This window comes from Bradyrhizobium sp. BR13661, assembly GCF_029892425.1.
Lineage (GTDB): Bacteria > Pseudomonadota > Alphaproteobacteria > Rhizobiales > Xanthobacteraceae > Bradyrhizobium.
Genome location: NZ_JARXWB010000013.1, coordinates 137,114 through 162,104, shown reverse-complemented (window position 1 = coordinate 162,104; position 24,991 = coordinate 137,114). Strand labels below are relative to the sequence as shown.

Genomic DNA, 24,991 nt, shown 5'->3' with positions numbered 1-24,991 from the left:
CAAATCGCGTCGTTCGAATCGGGACAACGAATTCGGTGAGCAGGTCAAAGCATTTTGCGAGCAGAAGCCGGAGTCGTTCTTCCTCTGCGCAGGCAATTTGGATTTCTGTCGAGATCATCTGGCTTCTTGCTAGCGTCTGAACAGCATTTAGATCGGTGTAGAATTGTCTCGAAACGCGATGGGCAAGTTACTGAAGAGCGAGCTACGTCCGTTTGGTCGGGGTCTGTGCGCGATCCCAGGGCGGCTCCGGCCGCCAAGCTTCGAGCAACGCATCGATGAACGTACGCACCTTCGGCGACAAGTGCCTGCTCGAAGGATAGACGGCACGTATGGGTGCACCATCGGCGTCGACATCTTCGAGGATCGGCACAAGCCGACCCGCACGCAGATCGTCGCTGACCAGGAATGTGGCAAGCCTTGCGATGCCGAAACCCGCAATCGTCGCGTCACGCAAAGCTTCTGCGTTGGTCGCAACGAAACGTCCATTGATGGCGATCACGCGGGCTTGTCCGTTCTCGTTGAATCGCCAATCGACGGAGCGCCCGCCGTGCACGAAGGCGAGACAGCTATGCTGCGCCAGCGCGTCGATGTTTCCCGGCGTACCTCGCTCTGCAAGATACGCCGGCGATGCACAGGTCACCAGGCGATGAGGCGCCAGAAACCTATTCATCAGCCGGGAATCATCGCTGCTGCCAATCCTGATGGCGAGATCGACGCCCTCGTCGATGAGATCGACGTAGCGATCGCCGAAGGAAGCGCTGACGGAGATCTCCGGCCATTTGCGAATGAACTCGTTGAGAACCGGAAGAACATGCAGCCGTCCGAACGACACGGGCAGATCGAGCCGCAGCCGACCGCGCGGCGCCTGCGAGTGACTGAGCATCGCCATCTCCGCTTCGTCGAGATCGGCGAGCAGCCTCACACACCGCTCGTGGAAGGCCGCTCCCTCTCCGGTCAGCGAGACGCTTCGCGTCGTGCGCTGGATCAACCTGACCCCGAGCCGATCTTCGAGCCGAACGATGCTCTTGCCGACCGCCGATCGCGAAAGCCCGATGCGTTCGGCCGCCGCCGTGAAGCTCTTGGCTTCGGCGACATGGACGAACACGCTGATGTCCTTCATCCGATCGATGGCCATTGCGCCCTCCCGAGCTTGTTCCAGATCGTCACCGATTCCCTAAGCCGATGCGGAGATTAGGGCCTTCCATTCCCCAGTGAAGGGAAATCACCGGATATTGTGGCTCCAACGCGTCTATTCTAACCTTTTGGAACCGGCTGCTCCAGAGTGGGGAGCAAAATTCCCCATCCTCATCAATCAATTGACGGCCGGTAATAAAATAAGGCGGGGACCATTACCTGCCTCAGAAGAGGAAGTGCACCGTGAAGGCTGTTCGTTATTACGGACGGAAGGACATCCGTGTCGAAACCGTCGATGAGCCCAACGAGTTCGGCGCCAATCAGCTTCTGGTTCGGCCGCTATGGACCGGCATTTGCGGCACCGATCTCCACGAATACATCGCAGGGCCAATCGTCACGCCCGCCTCGCCGCACGTGTTCACCGCAGCGACACTGCCGCAGATCCTCGGACATGAATTCTCGGCAGAAGTGTTGGAGGTCGGCCGCGAGGTTACCAATGTCCGACGCGGCGACCGCATCTCAGTGCAGCCGCTGGTGATGCCGATGAACGACTACTATAGCCGGCGCGGCCTCAATCATCTGAGCGAGAAAATGGGGTGCGTCGGCCTGAGCTGGGCATGGGGCGGCATGTCCGACCTTGCCGTCATCAACGACTACAACGCGATCAGAGTGCCCGAGGCCGTCAGTGACGAGGAAGCCGCGATGATCGAGCCCGCAGCCGTTGCGCTCTATGCGGTCGATCGCGGCGGCGTCCGGGCCGGCAGCACGGTGCTGATCGCGGGCGCGGGCCCGATCGGCGCGCTGACGATCCTGTGCGCGCATGCGGCCGGTGCCGCGCGAATCTACGTGTCGGAGCCCAACGCATCACGACGGCAAACGATCGAGAGCTGGGGCATCTGCGCCGGCGTCTACGATCCCAAAACCACCGACGTCGTCGCGCGCGTCAAGGAGCAGACCGAAGAGAATGTCGGCGTCGACGTCGCCATCGAGTGCGTCGGCAATGAAAGCGCATTGAACACCTGCGTCGAGGCCGTGCGCCGGCGCGGCGTCGTGGTTCAGGCCGGCCTGCATGTCGGCAAGGCTTCCACCGACCCGATGCTGTGGGCGCTGAAGGACATCACCATCGAGGCAACCTGGTGTTACCCCATCACGATGTGGCCGCGCATCATCGGGCTCGTCGAGTCCGGCAAGCTGCCGATTTCGAAGATCATCGACGGCCGTATCCGTGCCGAGGACGTCGTGTCGAAGGGCTTTGATGTCCTCACGGCTCCAAGCAACGACAAGCTGAAAATACTCGTGTCTACGCAGCTTGCGGCGCCGTCATGAGACGACGCCACTGGGGTTGATCCAGAGCGACGCTCAAGTCGCCACGGTCATTAAAATCAAAGGGGAGGAATATCAATGAGAGCTACCATCGCGAGTTGCCTGTCACTTGCCTGCCTTGCCGTGGCGACACCAAACGCCGCGCACGCGCAATATTCCGGTGCGCCGCGCACGTTCCTGTTCAACCCGGCGCTCGACGTCTGCATTCGCGACACCGCGAAGTTCAAGAAGGCGCCGCCCTACACCATCGGCTTCTCCAATGCCGGCCTCGGCGACAGTTGGCGCGTGGTTGGCCTGCACTCACTGCAAAAGGCTGCGCACGACCATTCCGACGTCGTGAAGAAGCTGCTCGTCACCGATGCCGGCCACGACGATGCCAAGCAGGTGGCCGACATCCAGGACCTGGTGTCCCGCGGCGTCGATCTCTTGATCGTCAGCGCCAATACCTCGCAGGCACTTGATCCCGCCGTCACGCAAGCGACCGAACGCGGCATCCCGGTCGTGATGGTGGACCGCCGGGTCGACTCCGACAACTTCGTCACCTTCGTCACCGCCTCCGACGCGATGATGGGCCGCCTGTTCGCACAGTGGATCGTCGAGAAGCTGAACGGCAAGGGCAACGTGATCATCCTCGGCGGGCAAGCCGGCTCCAGCCCGAACGAGAACCGCGTCAAGCCAGCGATGCAGGTGTTCTCCGCCTACCCCGGGATCAAGATCCTGGAGACAGTCTATTCCGACTGGAGCCCGGTGAAGGGCAAGCAGGTGATGCAGGCGATGATCGCCAAATACGGCCACAGCATCAACGCGGTGTTCTCGCCGCACGGATTGCAAGTGCCCGGAGCGATCGAGGCCTTCCTCGATGCCGGCTGGAAGGGCAGCGAGATTCCGCCGATCACCTCGGCCGACATGAACGGGCCGATGAAGATGGCGGTCAAGAACAAGTTTCCGCTCCTCGACATCGACTATCCGCCGGCGATGATGGGCACGGCGCTCGAGGTCGCTTTGAAAGTTCTCTCAGGCGCTTCGGTGCCCTGCACCTACACCATCAACAGCAACATCGTGCTGACCCATGGCGACGAAACGCCCTCGATCCCGAAGCCGGACATGTATGCGGAGCAGCACATCGTACCCGACGGCCCGGACGACATGCTGGTGTCCGGCGGCATGGGCCCCACCTACAATCCCAGCACGTTCAAGATCGATTATCCGCACTGAACCCGAACAATTGGCGTACCGGTCACGCCGGTACGCCAACAGGGCAAGACGGCCGCATGCTCACACTCAAAGGCATTTCCAAGAGCTTTCCCGGCGTACGCGCCCTCAGCGGCGTAAACCTCGACGTCAAGCCGGGGGAGATCCACGGCCTGCTCGGCGAGAACGGCGCCGGTAAATCCACCCTGATCAAGATCATCGCCGGCGCGCTTGCGCCCGACGAGGGCGAAATCATCTTTGCAGCCGAGCCCGTCAACTGGTCGTCGCCGCGCGAGGCGAAACTCGCCGGAGTTCACGTCGTCTATCAGGAGTTCGCCCTGTTCCCACAATTGTCCATTGCCGAGAACATCTTCCTCGGCAATGAGCGGCGCAACGCGCTCGGTCTGGTCGACCACCGGCGGACCAGGACGGAGGCGGTCGAACTGATGGGTAAGCTCGGCGTTTCCCTCGACCCGCGCGCGACGGTGGCCTCGCTTTCGGTCGCCGATCAGCAGATGGTCGAGATCGCACGCGCCATGACGCACAATGTCCGCCTGCTGATCCTCGACGAGCCCACCGCCGTCATTGCCGGGCGCGAGGTCGCGCTGCTGTTCGACCTCTTGCGCCGGCTGCGCGAAACCGGCGTTTCCGTTCTGTTCATTTCGCACCGTCTCGACGAAGTCTTCGCGCTGTGCGATCGCGCCACGATCCTGAAGGACGGCCGTCTCGTCGGCACGCAGGATACCGCCGAGGTCACACGCGAGCGGCTGATCTCGATGATGGTCGGCCGCGATCTCGGCGACCTGTTTCCGCCGCGCGCCAGCACGACAAGAGCCGATCAACCGGTGCTGCGCACGGACACCATCTCGGTCGGCGAACGGGTCCGCGACGTCTCGATCGCATTGCATGCCGGCGAGATCGTCGCGCTCGCCGGCATGGTCGGCGCAGGACGGACCGACCTGGCGCTAGCTCTGTTCGGCGCAATCCCGATCACGAACGGCGCGCTCCACATCTCGGGCGAGCGCTTCACGGCGATGTCGCCCGCCAAGGCGATCGGGCTCGGCATGGGCCTCGTCACCGAGGATCGCAAATCGCAAGGGCTCGCGATGCTGCTTGATATCGCCGCCAACATCAGCGGTCCCGCACTTAGCGAGGTCACGCAGCGCGGACTGATCGACCGCGAGCGTGAAATGGCGATCGCTGCCCGCGAAATCGAACGATACCGCATCGCCTGTCGCGGGCCTGCAACGCCGGTCGCGACGATGTCCGGCGGCAATCAGCAGAAGGTGATCATTGCACGCTGGGCGCGTCTGTGCAGATCGGTGCTGATCCTCGATGAGCCGACACGCGGCGTCGACGTCGGCGCCAAGGCCGATATCTACCGGATCATGCGCGAGCTTGCCGATTCCGGCCTCGCCATCCTGATGATCAGCTCGGAGCTGACCGAGGTCATCGGCATGGCTGACCGCGTCATCGTGATGCGGGAGGGATGGATCACCGGTGAATTGCCGGGGTGCGACGCCACGGAGGAAAGCATCATGCATCTGGCCACCAGCGAGCGCGCCGCATGAGCGCGATCGCCGCCCGTCTCACGATGCCCTGGTGGCTGCGCAGCAATGCCGGACTTGCCGGCGTGCTCGTGCTGACCTGCGCCGTATATCTCGTCGGCGCGACAGTATCCGACCGATTCCTGACGCTGGGCAATCTGCTCAATGTCTATGAGCAGACCACCGACCTTGCGCTCGTCAGTATCGGCCAAACCCTGACAATCCTCAGCGGCGGCATCGACCTCTCGGTCGGATCGCTGATCAGTCTCACCTCCTGCTTGACGTCAGGCCTCATCAACGGCGACCCGGATCGGGTCATTCCGGTCGTCATCGGCGTGCTCGCACTCGGGACATTCGTCGGCGTGCTCAATGCCGGCCTGGTCGTCACCTTGCGTGTCCATCCGCTGATTGTGACGCTCGGCATGGGCGCGGTCCTGCAAGGCGTAACCTTGCTCTACGCACTTGGACCGATTGGCCGCGTCCCGCGCAGCTTCACCGTCCTCGCCTATGGGCGCATCTGGGGCATTCCCATCGGAGCAACGCTGGCGGTGATCCTCTGCATCCTGATCGCGCTGCTGCTGCGCTATTTGCCGCTCGGCCGTCAGATCTACGCGCTCGGAGACGATGCAAATTCCGCGCGCCTCGTCGGGCTGCGGCGGACGCGCATCCTGATGCTCGTCTATGGCATTTCCGGTTTCTGCTGCGCGGCGACCGGGCTTTACCTCGCCGCACGGTTCGGCGTCGGACAACCCTATAGCGGGGTCAACTACACGTTGGCCTCGATCACGCCGGTGGTGCTCGGCGGCACATTGCTGAGCGGCGGCAAAGGCGGCGTGATCGGCACGCTGTTCGGCGCCTTCCTGATTGCGCTGCTGAACAATTTGCTCAACTTCATGGACGTGTCAAAGCACTATCAACTGGTGGCGCAGGCGGTCATCATCATTCTCGCCGTCTCCGTCTATGTCGAACGCCGCAGGATGGGGTGACCAGAGGATGTCAGGCTCCGTCGAAATCGCAGGCCCCGTCGCGCCGTCCTGGTCGGTCCGCACCGTCATCGCACGCTATGGCGTAGGGCTCGCGCTGCCGCTGCTGCTCGTGCTCGGCGGCGTGATGTCGCCGGCCTTCATCAGCCCCGGCAATCTGTCGAATCTGCTGCTGCAAGTCGCTCCGCTCGCGATCGTCGCAATGGGTCAAAGCCTGGTGATGGTCGTTCGCGGCCTCGATCTCTCGGTCGCTTCGATGATGGCGACGGCTGCGGTGATCGCGACCGGCTTCTCGGGGGCGGACCAGAATGTTCCTGCCATCATCGCGACGGCGATGCTGGTCGGTATCGCCGTCGGACTGCTCAACGGTTTCCTCGTCACCAAGCGTCAGGTATCCCCATTCCTGGCGACGCTCGCGACGATGATCCTGCTTCAGGGATTCAGGTTTGCCTATACGCAAGGTGCGCCGTCCGGAAACGTGCCGCCGTTCCTGCGTCTCCTCGGCTCCGGTAAATTCCACGGCGTGCCCTACAACGCGCTTGTCCTGCTGGTGCTGGCAGCGGTGCTCGCCGTCGTGCTGCATCGTTCCGCATTCGGACGCAGAATTTACATCGTCGGCGGCAATCCGGTGACGGGGCGCCTGTTCGGAATTCACTCCGACGCGGTCACGACGGCCTGTTACCTGATCTCGAGCTGCCTTGCGGCGCTCGCTGGGCTGATCCTGAGCGGCTACGTCGGGCTCGTCGATAATTGGGTCGGGCAGGGGTACGAGCTCGACTCGATCGTCGCCTGTGTCGTTGGGCGGGTGTCGCTGCGCGGCGGCCGTGGCTCGATCCTCGGCGCCCTCACTGGAGCCGCCATCATCGTCATTCTCGCCAATGAAGTGGTGCTGCTCGGTGTGCCGGTCCAGGCTCAATTGATCATCAAGGGCGTCGTCATTGTGCTCGCCGCTGCGATCTACACCCGAAAAGATGGACCGTAGGTTTGTCTAGTCTGGTTCATCCTTCATTTGATTGCTGCGACCGACGCACGGGCGAGCGCAGCATCATTTGATCGGGATATTTGACGGCCCCAACGATACGTGATGAGCGGGCCGTCCGAGAGGTCGTCAAGCCAGGGGCGCAAGGTGGTCGGAATCGGCAACACGGGCCGGCCGTTATTGGTGGACTCGTGTCCGTGCGGATTGAGATCGAACAGGTTCTCCTTGAGATTGATCTGCGTCTTGACGGCGTCCAAAATCGCTCCGACTCAAGCTCCCAAGTGAATGAGCAGGATCATCAGCAACAGCAAATGCCGGTCGTTGATCTCGTCGATTATCGCCGCGATCTCCTGGCAAGTCAGTAGCGGCCCCTCTTCTTCAGATTCTTCTTTTTGCTGCGTGGCTGATATTCGGGCACCTTGAGTTTCACCATGCTTCGCTTGTTCTGAAAAGCGCGTTTATTCGAAGCCTCGTGGCGAACCTCGTATGCAAAATTTGAACGGCGAGATCCTCGGCTTCGTCCCGCCGCTGGTCATGACCCGCGAGATCGACGAGATCGTCGCCATCGCCGAGAAGCCGGTGCGGCAGGTGATGGACGAACTCGCCCGCGACAAGGTCGTGCTCGCCGAGATGGTACGCTCACGCTTTCAGGCCGCCGAAAAAGAGCCCGCCGATTGGGCGGGCTCTGTGAGGCTAGGAAGTTGCCCGGCCCTTCTGCGTCAAGCGTCCGCCAGTTCCCCCTTCATCTCTTCCATGTCCTGGAAGCGATCCGCGAGGCGGGGATGGGCGCGGCTGTTGTCGGCGGCGCCGATCGCGACCAGCAACTCGTCGGCGGCCGGCGCGTCCGGGATCAGGAACTGGGCGGTGAGGAAGTGGGAGCGCTTGCCAGTCTCGGTCTTGTGAATCATCGGTAGCGAGAGCAGCGCGCCCGGGGCGTTGCGAGTATTGGTGAAGCTCAGATAGGCCGTGCCCTTCACCGCATCACGGAACGTGTTGCCGAAACGCAGCGTGTGAATCAGCGCCGAGGCGTGCTCGATCTCACCATTGGTGCCGACGGCGGCCGCCTTGCCAAAGGCCTCGACCTGCTCGGCCGGCATCACCGCGACGAGACGCTTGGTCAATTCCTTGCCGAGTTCCGGCGCGACACGCAGGATCTCGGGGCGCAAATCCTCGACGAAGCCCCGGCCCGCCCAGGGATTGCGGACCACGGCGGCCACGACGACGAAGCGCACCGGCTTGTCGGCGGCCTTGCCGCCTTCGATGAAGGTTTCCTCGACGAAGGTCGAAATCTTGCGAAGGCCGTAGTCCATGGCGCGTCCACCTATTGCGATTGTGAATGGGGAGAAACCTAGCGAGGCCGTTCCATCACCGTCTTCCGTCGGAACGCGGGAAGAAACTGATGGATCGACCTGCGATGCGGGGTAAGATCGCAGCGGTCGGTAGGGGAAAGACACATGGCGGATCAGGCGTCGCAGATGCGTTCGTTGCGCGATGTCGCAAGCCGGATCAATTCGGGCGGCGATTTCGACACGGTGCTCCGCGATCTCATCCGCGCGGCCTGCGAGCATGGCGCCTGGGCGCTGGGCTCGATCATGGCGATAGATTCACCCCATGGTGAGGCTCACGTCGTGGTCCGGCACGATCCGACGCTGCTGCGCCGACGCCTCGAGAACCGCTGGGAACTGGCGACCAGCCCGGCGCTGATCGCGCTCCAGCGCAACGAACCCGTCTATATCCGCGATGCGCGCGTCTCGGAGGAATTTCCCGGCTATCGCCAGGAAGCCTTCGAACGCGACTACCGCACCGTTCTGGTGCTGCCGATGAGCTGCTCCGACGAGCAAGGCCGGCCCATGGTGCTGAACGTCATCTCCCGCGACATCCAGGACGTCTCGGCCGACGACCTCGCCTTCATGGGCATGATCGTCCATCTCGGCGGCATCGCCGTTGAGCGCGAGCATCGCCTGCGCGCGCAACGTCAGGCGGCAGAGCAGTTGCAGAATGCGCTGCAAGCCCAGACCATGTTGCTGCACGAGGTTCTTTCGGGCGGTTCGACTGCGGCTCTCTCGGCAATGCTCGCCGAATTGCTGCCGGAGGCGATCCTGGTCGTGGATTTCGCTGGCAACGCGCTCGTGGCCAGCCGCTCGCCCACGCCGCTGCGCTTCGATGATGCCGCCTGGCAACGGGCTCTCGACGGCGCGATCGGCGCCCAGATCACAGTCGCCGCACGCGATGCCGTAGCGGCGGGCCGTGCCGAGCCCATGGGTCTGAGCCTTGATGACGGGGCACAGCGGCTTCAGATCACGGCGAGGATCGAGGCGCTCGATGTCGACGGGCAGGCGGTCGGCGCACTAGTGATCTTTCCGGAAGCCGGGAAGGGCGGAGGCGATCTCCAGCGACTGCTGCTCGACAGCGTGAAATTCGCCCTGAGCGTGCAGATGATGCGCAGCGTCATCCGGTTCCGCTTCGAGACTCGCACCCTAACCGAACTCTTCTTCGAGATCGTCGAGCGGCGCTGGCGGGATGCTGACGACGTCGTCCAGCGCGGTCGCCGGCTCGGCCTTGCGCTCGGCGCGCCGGCTCGGATGATCGTGGTGGATTTTCCTGACGGTCCGTCCTCGCCGGCCGATATGAGCATCGACTGCCATCATGCCGTGACGCGGCTCGCGCGTCAGATGAATTTGCCGATCAACGTCATCGCGGTCGGCGGCGGGCTCGTCTGCCTCGTTCCGGAGGAGAAGAGCGCGGAAACGGAGCGCGCCGGACGGTTGCCGCGGCGCATCGTTGAGGTGCTCCGCCACAGCTTCAGCCGCGAGCCGATCGTCGTGCTCGGCGACATCTGTGACGGGCTCGAGAGTTATCCCAAGGAATGGGAGCGCTGCTGGCGGATGATCCGCATCGCGCGTTCCTTCGGGCGCAGCGGAACCCTGTCGGCCTTCGATTTCGGTCCGATGCCCATGCTGATCGGTGCCGCCGAGTCGGCAGATGTGCGCAGCTTCGTCGACGGCGCGATCGGCGCGGTGGTCGCGCATGACCGCCAGCACGACACTCCCTATCTGGAGACGCTCGCCGCCTATCTCCGCGAGGGCTGCCGGACCCAGGCCTGCGCCGATGCGATGGGGCTGCATGTCACGACGCTGCGCTATAGGCTCTCTCGTATCCAGGATCTTTTCGGTATAGGTCTGGAGACGGCCGAGAAGCGCTTCGCCATCGAGCTTGCCATCCGGCTGCACGGCGTTATCGAGGGCAGCGAAGTGACGGTGGCCTGAGACGACACTATCCTCCGTTGATCCAGCGAAACATTTCCTGAATTAATCCGACTGTTCCTAGGAAGCGAAGTATATTTCCGGCGCCTAGCCTCTCACCACGATCCCGTATTGATCGAGGTGAGGCGGATGCTCGCTCCGACGGAAAAGACAGCAACAGCGATCGATCCGGTCGCCCTGCGACGCGCTTTCGGCACTTTTTTGACCGGGGTGACGGTTATCACCACGCGCGATACCGACGGCGCGCCGCGCGGCATGACCGCGAACTCCTTCACCTCGGTCTCGCTTGACCCGCCGCTGCTTTTGGTCTGCGTCGGCAAGAGCGCCCATAGCTATGACGCCTTCAACAGCTCGGATTCCTTCGCGGTCAACCTGCTGCACGAGGCGCAGACCGACGTCTCGAACCTGTTCGCCTCCAAGGCAGCGAACAAGTTCGACACGGTCAATCATGATCGCATCCATACCGGCGCGCCCGTCCTCACCGATTGCCTGACATGGTTTGACTGCAGCGTGCACAGCCGCGTCGACGCCGGCGATCACCTGGTGCTGATCGGCGAGGTCCAGGCCTTCGGTACCAGCCCCTCCGCGCCGCTCGGCTTCTGCCGCGGCCGCTACGCCAATGTGAAGGACCCGCTGCCGCCGGGCTGGCTCGAGTCGCATGGCATGATCGTCGGCTACCTGATTGAAGCGGATGGAAATCTGCTGCTGCGGTCCGACGGCAAGGGCGGCTGGGTTCTGCCGAGCGCGAAGCGCCGAATTGCCGACAAGGAGCTCAAACTCGATGGCGGCGATGCGCTGACGCTCGTACCCGACGACACCTTCCTCTATTCCGTCTTCGACGTCAGCGACCGCGACCCGGGTTACCTGATCTACCGCGCCCGCCTTGCGCAGGAAGCGGCCTCGCAGCCGCTTTCCGCCGGGCTGCGCTTCTTCCCGATCGACCAGCTTCCCTACGACCAGATTCCGACCCGGGAAATCTCCTCGATGCTGCGGCGCTACGCCCGCGAGAGCGCCAGCAAGCGCTTCGGAATCTACATGGATTCCGATGATGGCGGCCGCCTCGCCATGGTCGGCGACGCGCAGCCCTGGGCCAACCTTCCGCAAATCTGAGCCGATAGAGTGATCATGAAGACGACCGTCAAATCCCTCGAAGGTTCGCGTCAGGGCCTGTTCATTGACGGCGCGTTCGTCGCCCCCAGCAGTGGCCTCTACGTCCCGTCCTACGATCCCACCACGGCCGAACCCTGGTACGAATTCGCCCAAGGCGACGCCGCTGATGTCGACTCCGCCGTGCGCTCGGCGAAGGCCGCCTTCGTCAACCCCGCATGGCGCCGCATGACCCAGACCGAGCGCGGCAAGCTGGTGCGCCGCCTCGGCGAGCTCGTGCTCGAGAATGCCGACGAGTTGGCGATGATCGAGTGTCGCGACAACGGCAAGCTGCTCAAGGAGATGCGGGCCCAGATGCGGGCGATCCCGGATTCCTATCTCTACTTCGCCGGCATGGCGGACAAGTTGCTCGGTGAGACTATTCCCGTCAACAAGCTCGACTCGCTGAACTTCAACCTGCGCGAGCCGCTCGGTGTGATCGGCATGATCATCCCGTGGAACTCGCCGATGATGATGCTGACCGGCACGCTCGCCCCCTGCCTCGCCATCGGCAACACCATCGTCGTCAAGCCCTCCGAGCACGCCACGGCGTCGAGTCTCGCACTGGCGGAGCTCGCGATCGAGGCCGGCATTCCGCCGGGCGTGATCAATGTCGTCAGCGGCGATGGCGCCACTACCGGCGAGGCGCTGACACGCCATCCCGGCATCACGAAATACGTCTTCACCGGCTCGACCTTCACCGGGCGCAAGATCGCCGGCAATGCCGCACATAACCTTGTGCCTTGCCAGATGGAGTTGGGGGGCAAGTCGCCTCACGTCATCTTCTCCGATGTCGACATCGACCGGGCGGTGAACGGCGTCGTCTCCGGCGTCTTTGCCGCGGCCGGCCAGACCTGCGTCGCGGGCTCCCGCTGCTTCGTCGAGCAGCCGATCTACAATCGCTTTGTCGAGGCTCTGGTCGAGCGCACGCGCCGCATCAAGGTTGGCCATCCGCAGGTCGAGGTTACCGATATCGGCCCGATTGCGCTCGCTTCCCAACTTGCCAAGGTCGAGGACTATGTCGGCTCCGGCGTACGCGAGGGCGCCAAGGTCGCGATCGGCGGGCGCAAGCCGCAGAACGGCGAGCTGGCCCGCGGTTGGTATTTCGAGCCGACCGTGCTGGTCGAGGCCCGCAACGACATGCGCTTCATGCGCGAGGAGATCTTCGGGCCGGTCGTCGGCATCGTGCCGTTCAAGACCGAGGAGGAGATGATCGAGCTCGCCAACGACACCGAATACGGTCTCGCCTCCGGCATCTGGACCAAGGATATCGACCGGGCGATGCGTTTTGCCCGCAACATCGATGCCGGCACTGTCTGGATCAACACCTACCGTTCCGCCGCCTACATGTCCGCCAATGGCGGCATGAAGAACAGCGGCTATGGCCGCCGCGGCGGCTTCGAGGTCATGCGCGAGTTCTCGCGCCTGAAGAACGTTCTCATCGACTACTCGGGCGCCATGCAGGACCCGTTCGTCATTCGCCTGCGCTGAGCAGTCCACGACAGAAGCCAGATCGGAGGAACATCATGAAATTTGCTGTCTCGCTCTCCATGGAGCGGTTCTCGCCGCAGGATTCCATGCGGGACGCGGTTCGCAACTTCCGCGCCTTGGCGAAGATCGCCGACGAGGGCGGCTTCGAGACGCTGTGGACCGCCGAGCACCACACCATCGAGTGCACGATCTCGCCGAACCCCTTCCAGACCTTGACCTGGCTCGCCCAGCATACCGACCGCATCCGGCTCGGCACCGCGACCCTCGTCGCGCCCTACTGGTCGCCCATCCGGCTGGCTGGGGAGGCGGCGCTTTGCGACCACCTGACGGGCGGGCGCCTCGAATTGGGCATCGCCCGCGGCGCCTACCAGTATGAGTTCGACCGCATGGCCGGTGGCATACCGCAGCAGGAAGGCGTCGCCTTCATGAAGGAGCTGGTACCGGCGGTGCAGAAGCTCTGGGCCGGGGATTACGAGCACAACGGCCATTACTGGCAGTTTCCGCTGGCCACCTCGGTGCCCAAGCCCTTGCAGCAGCCGCATCCGGCGATCTGGGTCGCGGCGCGCGATCCCGGCACTTTCGACTGGGCGGTCGGCCTCGGCGCCAACATCCTCTCCACGCCGCTCTCGGCGCCGCCGGCCGAAGTTGGCGTGCTCGGCGACAAGTTCCGCAAGGCGGTGGCCGATCATCCGGAGCGCCCGCGTCCGCGCCTGATGATGCAGCGGCGCACCTGCGTCTATGACCGCAAAGAGGATTGGGAGCTCGCAGTGCGGCACTCGGTCGACTACGGCGGTTATTTCGAGAACCTAATGCAGAACAGCGGCACGGTGACCAACGGCTTCCCCGAGGCCATTCCCTTCGAGACCATCGCCAATCGCGACAACTACAACCCCCAGGCGGTGCGCGATAATTTGATGTTCGGCACACCGGATGAGATCATCCGCAAGCTGCAGGTCTACGAGGACGCGGGGGTCGATCAATTCGCGCTAGGCCTCTCCTTCAACCTGCCCTTCGAATTGCAGATGAAGACGCTGCGTCTCTTCATCGACGAGGTAATACCGCACTTCGCCGCTCGTGAGCGGGACAAGGCCGAGCGGCCGCGCGTGGCCGCCATGGGAGCTTGAGCCATGGCTGAGGGAACATCGGCTGCCCTGTGCACCGAGCCGGCGGAGAGGGCTCAGAGCCTGACGGTCGGTGGCGTGACGCTGAACTATCGGATCGAAGGGCAGGGCGAGCCGCTGATCTGCATCCACGGTGTCGGCTCCTATCTCGAAGCCTGGGAGGGCGTAGTCGAACGCCTCTGCGACCGCTTCCGGATTCTCACCTTCGATCTGCGTGGCCATGGCTTCTCCAGCAAGGTGCGGGGCCGCTACGAGATCGACGATTTCGTCGGCGACGTGTTGGCGCTGGCGGATCACGCAGGCTTCGGGAGCTTCAATCTCGCCGGCTTCTCCCTCGGCGGGTTGATCGCGCAGCGCCTGGCGCTGTCGCACCAGCACCGCATCCGCCGCCTCGTGCTGCTGGCGACCGTCGCCGGCCGCACCGAGGACGAACGCGAGCGCGTCGCGGCCCGGCTCGCGGCGTTGCAGGCCGGCGACCGCGGCTCGCATTACGACGCCTCGCTCTCCCGCTGGCTGACCGAGGGCTTCCAGGCAGGGAATCCGGAGCTCATCGCCAAGCTGCGGCAGCGCAACGCAGAGAACGATCCAGAGTGCTACGCTGCGGCCTATCGCGTGCTGGCGCAGACGGACTTCGGCGGGCTGCTCGACCGGATCCGCGTCCCGGTCCTGATCGCGACCGGCGAGGAGGATGCCGGTTCCAATCCGCGCATGGCGCTGTACATGCACGAGCGCATTTCGGGCTCGAAGCTGCACATCTTACCGGGCCTGCGCCACTCGATCCTGACCGAGGGGCCCGAGCTAGTTGCCGGGTTGATGCGCGATTTCCTCGGCGACGGCGGGGAAAGGCAGTCGGCATGATCGTCGAGGAGCGCATCTATCGCATCCGCAACGGCCGCATGGGCCGCTATCTCCAGCTTGTGCGCGAGGAGGGGCTGGCGATCCAGCAGCCGATCCTCGGCCAGCTGATCGGCTACTTCACCATCGAGATTGGGCCGCTCAGCCACGTGACCCATCTGTGGGCTTATGCCAATTTCGAGGACAGGATGCGCCGGCGCCAGCAGCTCGCGGACGATCCACGCTGGCAGGCCTTCTTGCCCAAGCTGTCGGAGAACATCGAGCAGGCCGAGAACAGGATCCTGCTGCCGACGGATTTTTCACCGCTGCGCTAGTGGCGGTCGCACGTATTTTCCTTCGGAGGGACGAGGCAGCAGCTCGTTCCTCCATCGATCCAATCGGGTGCCGAGAGGAGGGGTCCAGACATGACCGAGCGACTGCAGATCCAGAATCTGTACAAGATATTCTCGAAGACGCCGCGCGCGGCGCTCGAGATGCTGGCGAAGGGCGGCAACAAGAACGAGGTCTTCGAGAAACTCGGCGAGGTGGTCGGGCTCAATAACGTCTCGCTGAGCGTGCCGCAGGGCGCCATGTACATGGTTATGGGCCTGTCGGGGTCCGGCAAGTCCACGCTGGCACGCTGCATCAACCGGCTGAACGAACCGAGCGCCGGCAAGATCCTGCTTGATGGGCGCGACATCGTCCAGCTCGGCGAGGAGGAGCTGCGCGAGGTGCGCCGCACGCGCATCTCGATGGTCTTCCAGCACTTCGCGCTGCTCCCGAACAAGCGCGTCCTCGAGAATGTCGAGTTCGGCCTGAAGCTGCGCGGCATCGCTCCGGCCGAGCGCCGCCGCCGCGCCGAGGAGGTGCTCACAGCCGTCGGCCTCGGCCGCTGGGGCTACCACTTCCCGCATGAGTTGTCCGGCGGCATGCGCCAGCGTGTCGGCCTTGCCCGCGCGCTCGCCACCGATGCCGACATCCTGATTATGGACGAGGCCTTCAGCGCGCTCGATCCGCTGATCCGCACCGAGATGCAGGACGAGCTGCTGCGACTGCAGCGGACACTGAACAAGACGATCCTGTTCATCACACACGACTTCCAGGAGGCGCTGAAGCTCGGCACCCGCATCGCGATCATGTCCGAGGGCGAGCTGGTGCGCGAAGGCACGCCGCAGTCGATCGTGCTGGAGCCGGGCAGCGACTATGTCGCGGCCTTCACGCGCGAGGTCGACCGCGCGCGGCTGTTCGACGCGCGCTCGGTGATGCGGGCAGGCGAGCCGATCCTGCAGTCGGATCGCGGCACGCTGGTCGGCGAGGCCGGCGGCACCGGCTTCGTGCTCGATCGCGACGGCAAGGTGCTCGGCATGCTCGACGCCGAAGCCTGCGGGCGCGCCCGCGCAAGCGGCGAGATCGCTGCGCCGAGCAGCGACTACGTCAGCGTCCCGCCCGGCGCGAAGCTTCTCGAGGTGGCCCGCAGCTATCGCGACGGGTTCCCAATCGCGGTGGTCGACGACCATGGCAAGTTCATGGGTTCGCTCGGCGCCGACGACATTCTGGGCCGCATCTCCTCCGCCACTCCCAAGACCGTTTCCGCCGGAGAGCCTCATGTTTAAGGCCGACGATCTTGCCGTCTTCCCGATCGACGCCTGGATCCAGCAGGGCGTCAGCTGGTTCGCCCTCAACCTGCGTCCGATCTTCCTCGCCATCAAATGGCCGGTCGAGAACCTGCTCTGGCTGAACGACCAGATACTCCACGCCATTCCATTCCCGGTCTTCGTGGTCGGATTCTTCCTGCTGGCCTGGCGGTTCTCCACGCTCGGCATCGCGGCGTTCAGCGCCGTCTCGCTGATCGTCATCGCCGTGCTGGGCGTCTGGAACGAGGCGATGACGACGCTCTCGCTGATCTCGACCGCGGTCGTCTTCTGCGCCGTCATCGGCATTCCGATCGGCATCTGGTGTGCGCGCAGCGACCGGATCTGGAACGTCACGCGGCCCATGCTCGACATCATGCAGACGACGCCGAGCTTCGTTTATCTCGTTCCGGTGGTGATGCTGTTCGGCGTCGGCACGGTGCCGGGCGAGGTCGCGGTCGTGACGGCGGCCGTGCCGCCGCTGATCCGCTTCACCAATCTCGGCATCCGCATGGTCGAGCACGAGATCGTCGAGGCCGGCCTCGCCTTCGGCGCCGACAAGCGCCAGCTCCTGTTCGAGATCCAGCTGCCACTCGCGATCCCGACTATCCTCGGCGGCCTGAACCAGACCGTCCTGACGGCGATGGTGCTGTCGGTTGTCGTCGCCATGATCGGCGCGGAGGGCCTCGGTCTCGTCGTTCTGCAGGGTCTCGGCCGCCTGGATGTCGGCCGTGCGGCCGTGGGCGGCATCGCCATCGTGCTGCTCGCCATGGTGCTCGACCGGATCACCCAGAAGCTCGCCGCTCCGAAAGGTGGCCGGGCCGCTGCACGCGACTCGCTGCTTGGCACGGTCGCGCGGCTGTTCAAGGGCGGTCGGCCGGACGAGACCGCCCAGGCTGTGACACCGGCAAAACATGCGCTCTGAGCGCCTCGCGGAGCCCCACGTATCGCGGAGGTTCCGCATTCGACGACTAGCCGGAGCAGCGCAGCGATCCGGCCTTTGAAGACCCGTCGCGAGGCGGGGAAAGCAACAGCACGACCGGCACGGTCGACGACGAGGAGAAACGGCTGATGACGATGACCCGATTGAAGATGCTGGCGGCGGTGACCGCTGGCGCGCTCGCCTTCGCGGCAGCGCCCTCGCAGGGGCAGGAACTGCCCGGCAAGGGAAAGACCGTGCGCTACGCCCAGAGCGATAGCCTTGGGGCCAACTACGTCACCGCGCAGATCGTGATGAAGGCGCTGAAGGAGCTCGGTTACGACGTCAAGCTCAGCACCGTGAACACGACTCTGTTCTTCCAAGCGGCGGCGCAGGGCGATCTCGACCTCGCGACCGACGTCAACTTCCCGCAGCGCGAGCCGGGCTTCCGCGCGGTGGAGAAGGATGCGGAAATCGTCGGAGGCGGCCTGATCGTAGGCGGCGGTATCAACGGCTATCTGATCGACAAGAAGACGGCCGACGCCCACAACATCACCTCGCTGCTGCAGATGAAGGATCCCAAGATCGCGGCGCTGTTCGGCAAGGACGGCAAGGCCGACCTGATCAACTGCGATCCCGGCTGGAGCTGCGGCGATGTCGTCGACTTTCAACTGGACAAGTTCGGCTTAAAGGACAACGTGAAGTCGATCCGCGGTAAGTACGAGCCGTTGATGGTCGAGGCCGTGGCCCGCGTGAAGCGCGGCGAACCGGCCTTCTTCTACGCCTGGAGCCCGTCCTGGGTGAACAATGCGCTCGTTCCTGGCAAGGACGTCGTCTGGCTGCCCACACCGGAAGACGCGCTGCCGCCCTCCGTCCCGAACAAGGGTTCGGCGCTGGTCACTGGCGTGAAGGGCTGCGCCGGCGGCGCCGATCCCTGCCGTATGGCCATGGCCTCCTGGAATTGGGGCGCCGTCGCGAACAAGAAGTTCGTCGCCGCCAACCCTGCCCTGAAGGCGCTCGTCGAGAACGTCAAATTCCCGCTCGAGGACTGGTCGCACTGGGAGTTCAACATCAACAAGAACGGCGGCAGCAACGCCAACATCACCAAGATGGCCGATGAATGGGTCGGTGCGCACAAGACACAATTCGACAGCTGGGTCTCGGCCGGGCGCGCGGCAAAGTAAGCAGAGACGACAACCCATCGCTCTGGAAGGTGCGGTCGGTTCTGGCCTCGCCTTTTTCTTTGCGGTACGGGGCGCCGGGCGCCGTAGCGGCTGCCCGCATACACGGGCCACCACTGGCCGCGCAGTCTTTGGTTCAGTGAGCGTAAGCTCCTCTGGCCTCAAGCCTCGCGAACTGCCTATGCACAAGATAGGATCAAAATATCCTGGATTTGGCTGGTGGGGAAAAGCGGTTCGCTCCAGTGCCTCGAACCCCCGATGCTCCGAATATGTTGATCCGCCGACCACGACGAACCTTGCAGTTGGATTTCTCATTGTAAGCCATTGATATCTAATGATCGGATTTTGGCTCAGTTGGAAAAATTTTCCTGTAAAATCAGTGGTCGTATCGTGTCTCTTAATCAGCGGGTCCCAGGTTCGAGCCCTGGTGCGCCCACCAAATCAACGACTTAGCCAGAACAACCGTTTGAGCATCTGATTTTCAAACGGTCTTTTTGAACAGCGCCAAAGTAGTCGGTCAGGGATGAGAAGCGCGCGCATGAGCCGCGTCCATGCATCTCGGATTCTCCGGGGCACTTATTGGCTACAGCTCGATGCAGCTTGCTTCGGGGGACAAGGCTTGCTGCCATAGGAACAAAACACGCAGCAATCGCCCGGCTTGGGTTTCAGTTTCGCGCCACACCGTCTGCATTCGTAGAAATACTGACAGGCGTCTGTTGGCATTTGCTCAGCGGACTCAAAGCCGCAGCTCGGACAGCGAATGACCGATTCTAGAATCATTTTGGAGATCTTGATTTCCGGAGACATGGCTGACGATACTTGGTGACGAAGACAAAGCGGACTCTCGTTAGATCCTCTCGGCAGACGCGACTTGGCGAATTCGGACGGAAGCCGCGTCATAGGTGCTGACGGCGTATGGTACGAAGTAGGTCAAAGTGATCTTGAACCAGTTGACAGCCATCGTGCCGAACAGTGCGTCGCCCTGGTTGATAAGGTTCAATACCGTCCCAACAACAAGTGCAGCAAAAAACGAGCGGCGGGGTATGCCGTCCGACATGGCGCATTGCCAAGCGAACTTCAGTCTTCCGGCTTCGGACCCGTTGTGCATCCCGTTAATCCGCTCCGATCAGGCTAGGGAGGGCCGCAAGCCGTCGAGGGTCTTGAGATAGGTCCGGCAGATCGGGCAGTGCTTTCCCTGTAAGCGACGACCACTTGCCAGCCACTCGGCTGTCCTACCTCCACCATCCCTCCGCCGGCACGTGGCAGGAAAATTTTCGGTATCTCCGATCCGGCTGCGATTTTGCTCGACATAATGATGGCCTCTTCATCAGTGGCTTAGCGTCGTCGTCGATATGGTCTGATTGCCGATGGCGGGAGTTGCCTTCGGGAAGCTTCCTTTTTGGATGCGTCCCGGCGCAGCTCGTGGTTGACCGTGACGGATGGGTCTCCGAACTGTTCGACGGCGAAAGCACGAAGGTTACCTCGGGACAGGATTTGGCCGATTTTATTTCGCTGCCGATCAGCTAGCGCCCGGTAACCTTTCCCAGCGAGGAACGAACGAACAAGCAAGGCGATTGCCAGGCCGGAACGCAGGGCCCGGATCGGCTTACGGCATTTTCAGCCCCATCTTGTCGGAGCGGGAAGACCGACTATGCAACTCAAGAGCTCAGGTATCATCCGGATCACACATCGATGGAGCGGCGAACTTATCGCTGAGGGACCGCTCGGTTTCTGGGGGATCACTCCCTTCGAAGGAAACTACTACATCAGCCGGAAATGCCTGAAGACGACGGGGCTTAAGCCCAACTGGGTCCCGGGGCTCTGCGTCTACAAGTTTCTCTATGTTTGGCTTGACCTTCGGCTTCCGGACGGGACGCGCGAACCTTTCGTCGGATGGATGTATTGGCTGCCAAACCCGCTGTTTCCGTTCATCGCCTTTCGGCCTGCCGTTCGTCAATCATCGCCGGCTCTCCTGGTTCAGGAGATGGCCGCCTGACGACAACAAAGAATACCATGCTGCACGGCTTCAGAGGATCTGGGATATGCACACGCCGGGACATCCTTCGATCGGCTATGGCTGGAATGGCGGTCGTGTTCGGCGGGTCCGCAGTGGCGGCAGAACCCAACGTTCCGGTTTTCGAATCGGGGAGATATCAGTTCACGCTCATGCGGCCACAGTTGCAGATACCACCGATCAGGCTGTTCCGGCTTGAGGGAGGGACTGTTGAGCTGACCGCGCTTCGCGGCAAGCCGATCCTCCTGAACTTCTGGGCGTCGTGGTGCGCCGCGTGCAAAACGGAATTGCCCATTCTCGAAACCCGATACCGCAGCGTATGGCGCGATAGCCTGCACCTGGCCGCGGTATCGGAAGACAGGAGCGATCGCGCGACCGTCGCCCGCTTCGCGAAGGCGCTCGATCTGCACACGCTTCCCATCTATCTCGATCCCAGCGGATACGTGGCTTATTCGGACAGCGGAAGCAGTAAGGGCGCGCCCTTCGCCCTCTATGGAATGCCGATCACCTATCTCATTGCAAGCTCGGGAGCGGTCGTAGGCTACATGCCCGGCGCGGCCGACTGGTCGACCCCTGAGGCCGACGAACTGATCAGATACCTTCGCGACCACTAGCCTGCTTCAAGCGCCGTACCGGGTCGAAACTTTTTCCGGCGGCCAGGTAACCTTGTTCTCCGCCTGAGCGAACCGCTCCTCGATACGCAGTTTCAGCATCCCGGGAGAGAGGCGCTCATGTTCTCGAATCTTCACAAGGCCGTCCTGGTCGCCGCGATCGTCGCACTACCGTCCATGGTGTTGGCCTCCGAGCCGTTCGATGCAAAGTCCTTCGAGGCCTCGCAGGCTGCCGGAAAATCCATTCTTATTGACGTCACGGCGCCGTGGTGTCCGACCTGCAAGCAGCAGCGGCCGATCGTTCAGGAGATCGAGAAGCAGCATCCGGAGCTGGTCGTCTACGAGGTCGATTTTGACTCGGCCAAGGATGTGCTGAAGAAATTCCGCGTGCAGTATCAGAGCACGCTGATCGTCTTCAAGGGAGCGAAGGAGCTCGCGCGATCAACCGGCGAGACCGATGCGGTTCCGATCCGCTCGCTGATCGAGAAGGCCCTCTGACGTGTCGGCCAGTCTCGCGCTTGGCTACGCGGCGGGCGCGCTTTCGACGCTGTCACCCTGCGTCCTCCCTATTCTGCCGATCGTGCTCTTCGGCGCGCTCGAACGGCACGCCTGGGGACCGGCGGCGCTGGCCGCTGGACTCGCTGCATCGTTTGCGGGCGTCGGCATCGTGCTGGCCTCGGTCGGCTTCAGTATCGGAATCGATCCGTCCTTCCTGCGCCTTGCCATGGCGGCCCTGCTCGGCGCGGCTGGCGTCGTGCTTCTGGTACCGGCATTGCAGGACAGGTTGGGATCGCTCGCTTCGCCCGTTGCCGGCCGGGGGCAGGCGTTGTTCGACCGCCTGCAGCCGTCGGGCATCATGGGCCAGTTCGCCCTCGGCGGCGTGCTCGGTGTGATCTGGTCGCCCTGCTCGGGGCCTACACTTGGGGCTGCCGTTGGCCTCGCGGCGCAGGGCGACAGCATCGGCTCAGCGGCGGCGACCATGGCGGCATTCGCGCTCGGTGCGGCGACACCAATTCTTGCGCTCGCTTATGGCTCGCGACAGGCAATTCTGACGCGGCGCGATCGGATGGCGGGCCTATCGCGTATCGCGAAACCCCTGATGGGCGCAGCCTTCGTCGGCATCGGAATTTTTGTGCTTACCGGCCTCGACAAGATCGTCGAGGCCTCCCTGACGCGCGCCATGCCGGACTGGCTGGTGACCGTGACGACGCGCCTGTGAAGCCGTCGATGTTTCAACCCAAGGAGATGATGAATGGCTACGTTGAAGAAATCGCTGCAGGCTCTCGGAGCAATCGCTGCGGTCAGCGGCATGATCGCGGGAGCGCCAGTCCCGGCCGCCGCTCAAGGCTCGAACCCCTGTGCGCCGAAGAGCAAATCGTCCAATCCCTGCGCGCCGAAGGGCCACAAAGCCGCCAACCCCTGCGCGCCCAAGGGCAATCCTTGCGCACCGAAGAAGTAACCGCGGGCGTTTTGAACGTAGTTCGGTCGGCGCTCCGGCGCGGCCGGATGGAGAAGACGGCGGGCATGAGACATGACGCCGTCTTCGGCCGTTTGTAGTTGCCGCGCCACGCTTGATTGAAGAAGCAGAACTCAGAAGGAAAGATTATGAAACTGTCCGCCAGAAAATTTACCCTCGTCGCCGGCTTGCTCGCTGTGGCCGTGTCTGCCGCGCAAGCGGAAACCGTCAAGTTCGAGGCGCCGGTCGCGCAAAAGGAAGCGATCAAGCTCGACTTCGCCGATGGCTCCAAGCACTTCTTCCTGCTTGTCCGCCGCGAGGGTAGGTCCGAAGGGCAAGGACCTCTCGCCGATGCGAGCGTCGTGGAGTATGGCGCGCACGACATCGTTCCGGGCGTTGGCGGCGAACCGCGCGGCTATCTCGAATTCACCAGGGCCGATGGCGACAAGGCGTATATCAAATGGGTCATCCAGGCGGTCTTCGTCCCCGGACCTGATGGCAAGCCGAAGCTCCTCGACAACGGTGTCTGGCAGGTGGTCAGCGGCACCGGCAAGCTCGCCAAGCTGAAGGGCGCGGGGACGTTCCATCTGGTGCCGGCCGGGCCGACCGATCGCCGCTTTGTTCTCGAAGGCGAACTGATCCAATAGGAGCAAACTCTATGGCTCCCGACGCAACTGCAGCGTTCGTTCTGCCTGCACCGTTGGCTCCCTCGAAGGAAATGCTGTCGCGCATGGCGGTAGCGGCGGAGACGGCGGTTGATTGCATCCGCGAGCTGCATGAGGCTGGGAGCAATCTCGTGGTCGAAGCGTTGCGCGGTGCCGAAGGATTCGTCGAGTGGGAGCACTACCCGCACGACGATGTCCGCGATCCGGAGAGCCACGCGCAGTATTTCTTCCACGCCCACGCGCCGGACGGTCGCGACCGTCCGGACTACGCCCACTTCCATACCTTCATGCGGGCGAGGGGCATGCCGGCGGGGATCCGACCAGCAGACGTTGGTGGCGATGCGTCGAGCACGGGTGCGGACGAGGCGATGTCGCATCTCGTTGCGATCTCGATGACGCCGTCTGGCATGCCGGAGCGGCTGTTCACGACCAATCGTTGGGTGACAGCTGAGACCTGGTACAGGGCGCCCGACGTCATCGCGATGCTTGACCGGTTTGTTCTGGGGCAGACAGGCCCTTCGCCGCTGCTCAACCGCTGGCTCACCACGATGATGTTGCTGTTCAGGCCGCAGATCGAGCGACTGCTCATTGAACGGGACGCCGCGGTCGAGCATTGGCGTTCGGCGCATCCCGGTAACGACGTCTTCGAGGACCGTCACCTCGAAATCACATCGTCCCTGGATATCTCGCTTGAACGGCAGATCGCCTGGCTCGACCGGCTTATCGAATCGAGCGGCTAACGGCGGAATCGCGAGACGAAGCTGTCAGAGACTCCTTTCGGACTGAAATTAACGGGAGGCATACATGCTGCGCACGATTTTGGCCGTTCTGATCTCGCTGGCGACCCTGACCGCGGCGATGGCCGGCACCGTCGGCAAACGGGAAGGATGGGTCGTCATCGATACCAAACAAAGCTACCCTGCGCTTCAGGAGCGGCTTGAGGCCGCCGTCAAGGCCGAGCATATGGGGCTTGTCACGTCAGCCAGCGCCTCGCAGGGCGCGAAGGCCGCCGGGGTCGATATTCCCGGCAACAAGGTCTTTGGCGTTTTTCGCAATGATTTTGCGCGACGGATGCTTGCCGCCAGCGTCGCCGCCGGCATTGAGGCTCCCATCCGCTTCTACGTGACGGAGAATCCGGACGGTACTGCCACCCTGTCCTACAAGACGCCAGGCGCGGTGTTTGCGCCCTATGCCGATGAAGGCAAGGACGCCCTCAGGACGCTTGCCGGGGAGCTGGATGCCATCTTCGCGAAAATCGCGGAGACGGCGACCCCGGCAAACTAAGGCGGAGATCTCAGCCCGTCGTGGACGAGCGGCAGGTCTTGATGCCGAGCATCGCGTAGGGCGGGCACCAGCCAATAGCCGCAGTCGCAAGCGGAATGAGCCCGAGCAGCCCCCAGAGGGATTTCGGGCCGATGAATACGAGGCTCAGGGCCGCCAAGCCGACCACCACACGGATGATGCGATCGATTGTGCCGATATTGCGCGTCATTTGGGCTCTC

At 63.3% G+C, this 24,991-nt stretch carries 28 protein-coding genes; 22 read left to right on the top strand and 6 right to left on the bottom strand.

Going from position 1 to position 24,991, the window contains the following annotated elements; all coding sequences use genetic code 11:
- Positions 1-202: 202 nt before the first annotated feature.
- Positions 203-1,135, bottom strand: coding sequence for a LysR family transcriptional regulator (locus M2427_RS21995; protein WP_280708751.1), 933 nt, complete (start codon positions 1,133-1,135; stop codon positions 203-205).
- A 242-nt stretch (positions 1,136-1,377) separates the two neighbouring features.
- Here M2427_RS21995 and M2427_RS21990 point away from each other — a divergent pair, with 242 nt between their 5' ends.
- The 5 genes from M2427_RS21990 to M2427_RS21970 all read left to right on the top strand — a co-directional run bounded on the left by M2427_RS21990 (position 1,378) and on the right by M2427_RS21970 (position 7,160).
- Complete coding sequence (locus M2427_RS21990) at positions 1,378-2,460, top strand: 2,3-butanediol dehydrogenase (RefSeq protein WP_280708750.1); 1,083 nt, start codon at positions 1,378-1,380, stop codon at positions 2,458-2,460.
- A 75-nt stretch (positions 2,461-2,535) separates the two neighbouring features.
- A complete protein-coding gene (locus M2427_RS21985) occupies positions 2,536-3,672 on the top strand; it encodes an ABC transporter substrate-binding protein (protein WP_280708749.1) in 1,137 nt (378 codons plus the stop codon).
- Between the two features lie 56 nt (positions 3,673-3,728).
- Positions 3,729-5,219, top strand: a complete 1,491-nt coding sequence (locus M2427_RS21980) for a sugar ABC transporter ATP-binding protein (RefSeq protein ID WP_280708748.1) — start codon at positions 3,729-3,731, stop codon at positions 5,217-5,219.
- A complete protein-coding gene (locus M2427_RS21975) occupies positions 5,216-6,181 on the top strand; it encodes an ABC transporter permease (RefSeq protein ID WP_280708747.1) in 966 nt (321 codons plus the stop codon). The genes M2427_RS21980 and M2427_RS21975 overlap by 4 nt, the downstream gene beginning before the upstream one ends.
- Positions 6,182-6,188: 7 nt before the next feature.
- Positions 6,189-7,160 carry an ABC transporter permease gene (locus tag M2427_RS21970; protein ID WP_280708746.1) on the top strand — a complete coding sequence of 324 codons (972 nt, stop codon included), beginning with the start codon at positions 6,189-6,191 and terminating at the stop codon, positions 7,158-7,160.
- Positions 7,161-7,183: 23 nt separating this feature from the next.
- On the opposite strand, the gene M2427_RS21965 is transcribed toward M2427_RS21970, so the two are convergent.
- Together M2427_RS21965 and M2427_RS21960 are read right to left on the bottom strand one after the other, a co-directional pair.
- Entirely contained in the window at positions 7,184-7,414 is a 231-nt protein-coding gene (locus tag M2427_RS21965) for a hypothetical protein (RefSeq protein ID WP_280708745.1), read from the bottom strand.
- Positions 7,415-7,876: 462 nt separating this feature from the next.
- Positions 7,877-8,467 (bottom strand): amino acid synthesis family protein, encoded by a 591-nt coding sequence (locus tag M2427_RS21960; protein WP_280708744.1) that lies wholly within the window; start codon positions 8,465-8,467, stop codon positions 7,877-7,879.
- 144 nt (positions 8,468-8,611) lie between these two features.
- On the opposite strand from M2427_RS21960, the gene M2427_RS21955 reads away from it, so the two are divergent.
- The 9 genes from M2427_RS21955 to proX all read left to right on the top strand — a co-directional run bounded on the left by M2427_RS21955 (position 8,612) and on the right by proX (position 18,746).
- The gene (locus tag M2427_RS21955) at positions 8,612-10,423 is read left to right on the top strand and encodes a helix-turn-helix domain-containing protein (RefSeq protein ID WP_280708743.1); all 1,812 of its coding nucleotides are present in this window, start codon (positions 8,612-8,614) and stop codon (positions 10,421-10,423) included.
- Positions 10,424-10,549: 126 nt separating this feature from the next.
- A complete protein-coding gene (locus M2427_RS21950; protein ID WP_280708742.1) occupies positions 10,550-11,530 on the top strand; it encodes a flavin reductase in 981 nt (326 codons plus the stop codon).
- Positions 11,531-11,545: 15 nt separating this feature from the next.
- Entirely contained in the window at positions 11,546-13,057 is a 1,512-nt protein-coding gene (locus tag M2427_RS21945) for an aldehyde dehydrogenase (protein WP_280708741.1), read from the top strand.
- 35 nt (positions 13,058-13,092) lie between these two features.
- On the top strand, positions 13,093-14,181 hold the full coding sequence (locus tag M2427_RS21940; RefSeq protein WP_280708740.1) for an LLM class flavin-dependent oxidoreductase: 1,089 nt from the start codon (positions 13,093-13,095) through the stop codon (positions 14,179-14,181).
- Positions 14,182-14,184: 3 nt separating this feature from the next.
- A complete protein-coding gene (locus M2427_RS21935) occupies positions 14,185-15,036 on the top strand; it encodes an alpha/beta hydrolase (RefSeq protein ID WP_280708739.1) in 852 nt (283 codons plus the stop codon).
- Positions 15,033-15,347: an NIPSNAP family protein gene (locus M2427_RS21930; RefSeq protein ID WP_280708738.1), complete on the top strand. Its 315-nt coding sequence runs from the start codon at positions 15,033-15,035 to the stop codon at positions 15,345-15,347. The genes M2427_RS21935 and M2427_RS21930 overlap by 4 nt, the downstream gene beginning before the upstream one ends.
- A gap of 90 nt (positions 15,348-15,437) precedes the next feature.
- Positions 15,438-16,625, top strand: coding sequence for a glycine betaine/L-proline ABC transporter ATP-binding protein (locus M2427_RS21925; RefSeq protein WP_280708737.1), 1,188 nt, complete (start codon positions 15,438-15,440; stop codon positions 16,623-16,625).
- Positions 16,618-17,568, top strand: a complete 951-nt coding sequence (locus tag M2427_RS21920) for a proline/glycine betaine ABC transporter permease (RefSeq protein WP_280708736.1) — start codon at positions 16,618-16,620, stop codon at positions 17,566-17,568. Before M2427_RS21925 ends, M2427_RS21920 begins: the two co-directional genes overlap by 8 nt.
- A 146-nt stretch (positions 17,569-17,714) precedes the next feature.
- A complete protein-coding gene (gene proX, locus M2427_RS21915; protein ID WP_280708735.1) occupies positions 17,715-18,746 on the top strand; it encodes a glycine betaine/L-proline ABC transporter substrate-binding protein ProX in 1,032 nt (343 codons plus the stop codon).
- Positions 18,747-19,319: 573 nt separating this feature from the next.
- Here the strand turns inward: proX and M2427_RS21910 are convergent.
- Both M2427_RS21910 and nrtS read right to left on the bottom strand, forming a co-directional pair.
- Positions 19,320-19,523, bottom strand: a complete 204-nt coding sequence (locus M2427_RS21910) for a GDCCVxC domain-containing (seleno)protein (RefSeq protein WP_348521942.1) — start codon at positions 19,521-19,523, stop codon at positions 19,320-19,322.
- 67 nt (positions 19,524-19,590) lie between these two features.
- Positions 19,591-19,800, bottom strand: coding sequence for a nitrate/nitrite transporter NrtS (nrtS, locus tag M2427_RS21905; RefSeq protein WP_280708734.1), 210 nt, complete (start codon positions 19,798-19,800; stop codon positions 19,591-19,593).
- A 594-nt stretch (positions 19,801-20,394) separates the two neighbouring features.
- Between nrtS and M2427_RS21900 the strand changes: the two genes are divergently transcribed.
- The 8 genes from M2427_RS21900 to M2427_RS21865 all read left to right on the top strand — a co-directional run bounded on the left by M2427_RS21900 (position 20,395) and on the right by M2427_RS21865 (position 24,773).
- The gene (locus M2427_RS21900; RefSeq protein WP_280708733.1) at positions 20,395-20,739 is read left to right on the top strand and encodes a hypothetical protein; all 345 of its coding nucleotides are present in this window, start codon (positions 20,395-20,397) and stop codon (positions 20,737-20,739) included.
- A gap of 86 nt (positions 20,740-20,825) precedes the next feature.
- On the top strand, positions 20,826-21,371 hold the full coding sequence (locus tag M2427_RS21895; protein ID WP_280708732.1) for a TlpA disulfide reductase family protein: 546 nt from the start codon (positions 20,826-20,828) through the stop codon (positions 21,369-21,371).
- Between the two features lie 117 nt (positions 21,372-21,488).
- Positions 21,489-21,866, top strand: a complete 378-nt coding sequence (locus M2427_RS21890) for a thioredoxin family protein (protein WP_280708730.1) — start codon at positions 21,489-21,491, stop codon at positions 21,864-21,866.
- A gap of 1 nt (position 21,867) precedes the next feature.
- Complete coding sequence (locus M2427_RS21885) at positions 21,868-22,587, top strand: cytochrome c biogenesis CcdA family protein (RefSeq protein ID WP_280708729.1); 720 nt, start codon at positions 21,868-21,870, stop codon at positions 22,585-22,587.
- Between the two features lie 33 nt (positions 22,588-22,620).
- A complete protein-coding gene (locus M2427_RS21880; RefSeq protein WP_280708728.1) occupies positions 22,621-22,827 on the top strand; it encodes a hypothetical protein in 207 nt (68 codons plus the stop codon).
- A gap of 146 nt (positions 22,828-22,973) precedes the next feature.
- Positions 22,974-23,471 carry a hypothetical protein gene (locus tag M2427_RS21875; protein WP_280708727.1) on the top strand — a complete coding sequence of 166 codons (498 nt, stop codon included), beginning with the start codon at positions 22,974-22,976 and terminating at the stop codon, positions 23,469-23,471.
- An 11-nt stretch (positions 23,472-23,482) separates the two neighbouring features.
- The gene (locus tag M2427_RS21870; RefSeq protein ID WP_280708726.1) at positions 23,483-24,229 is read left to right on the top strand and encodes a hypothetical protein; all 747 of its coding nucleotides are present in this window, start codon (positions 23,483-23,485) and stop codon (positions 24,227-24,229) included.
- A gap of 64 nt (positions 24,230-24,293) precedes the next feature.
- Positions 24,294-24,773 (top strand): DUF302 domain-containing protein, encoded by a 480-nt coding sequence (locus M2427_RS21865; RefSeq protein WP_280708725.1) that lies wholly within the window; start codon positions 24,294-24,296, stop codon positions 24,771-24,773.
- Between the two features lie 10 nt (positions 24,774-24,783).
- Here M2427_RS21865 and M2427_RS21860 read toward each other — a convergent pair whose 3' ends face one another.
- Positions 24,784-24,981 (bottom strand): DUF2892 domain-containing protein, encoded by a 198-nt coding sequence (locus M2427_RS21860; RefSeq protein WP_280708724.1) that lies wholly within the window; start codon positions 24,979-24,981, stop codon positions 24,784-24,786.
- Positions 24,982-24,991 lie beyond the last annotated feature (10 nt).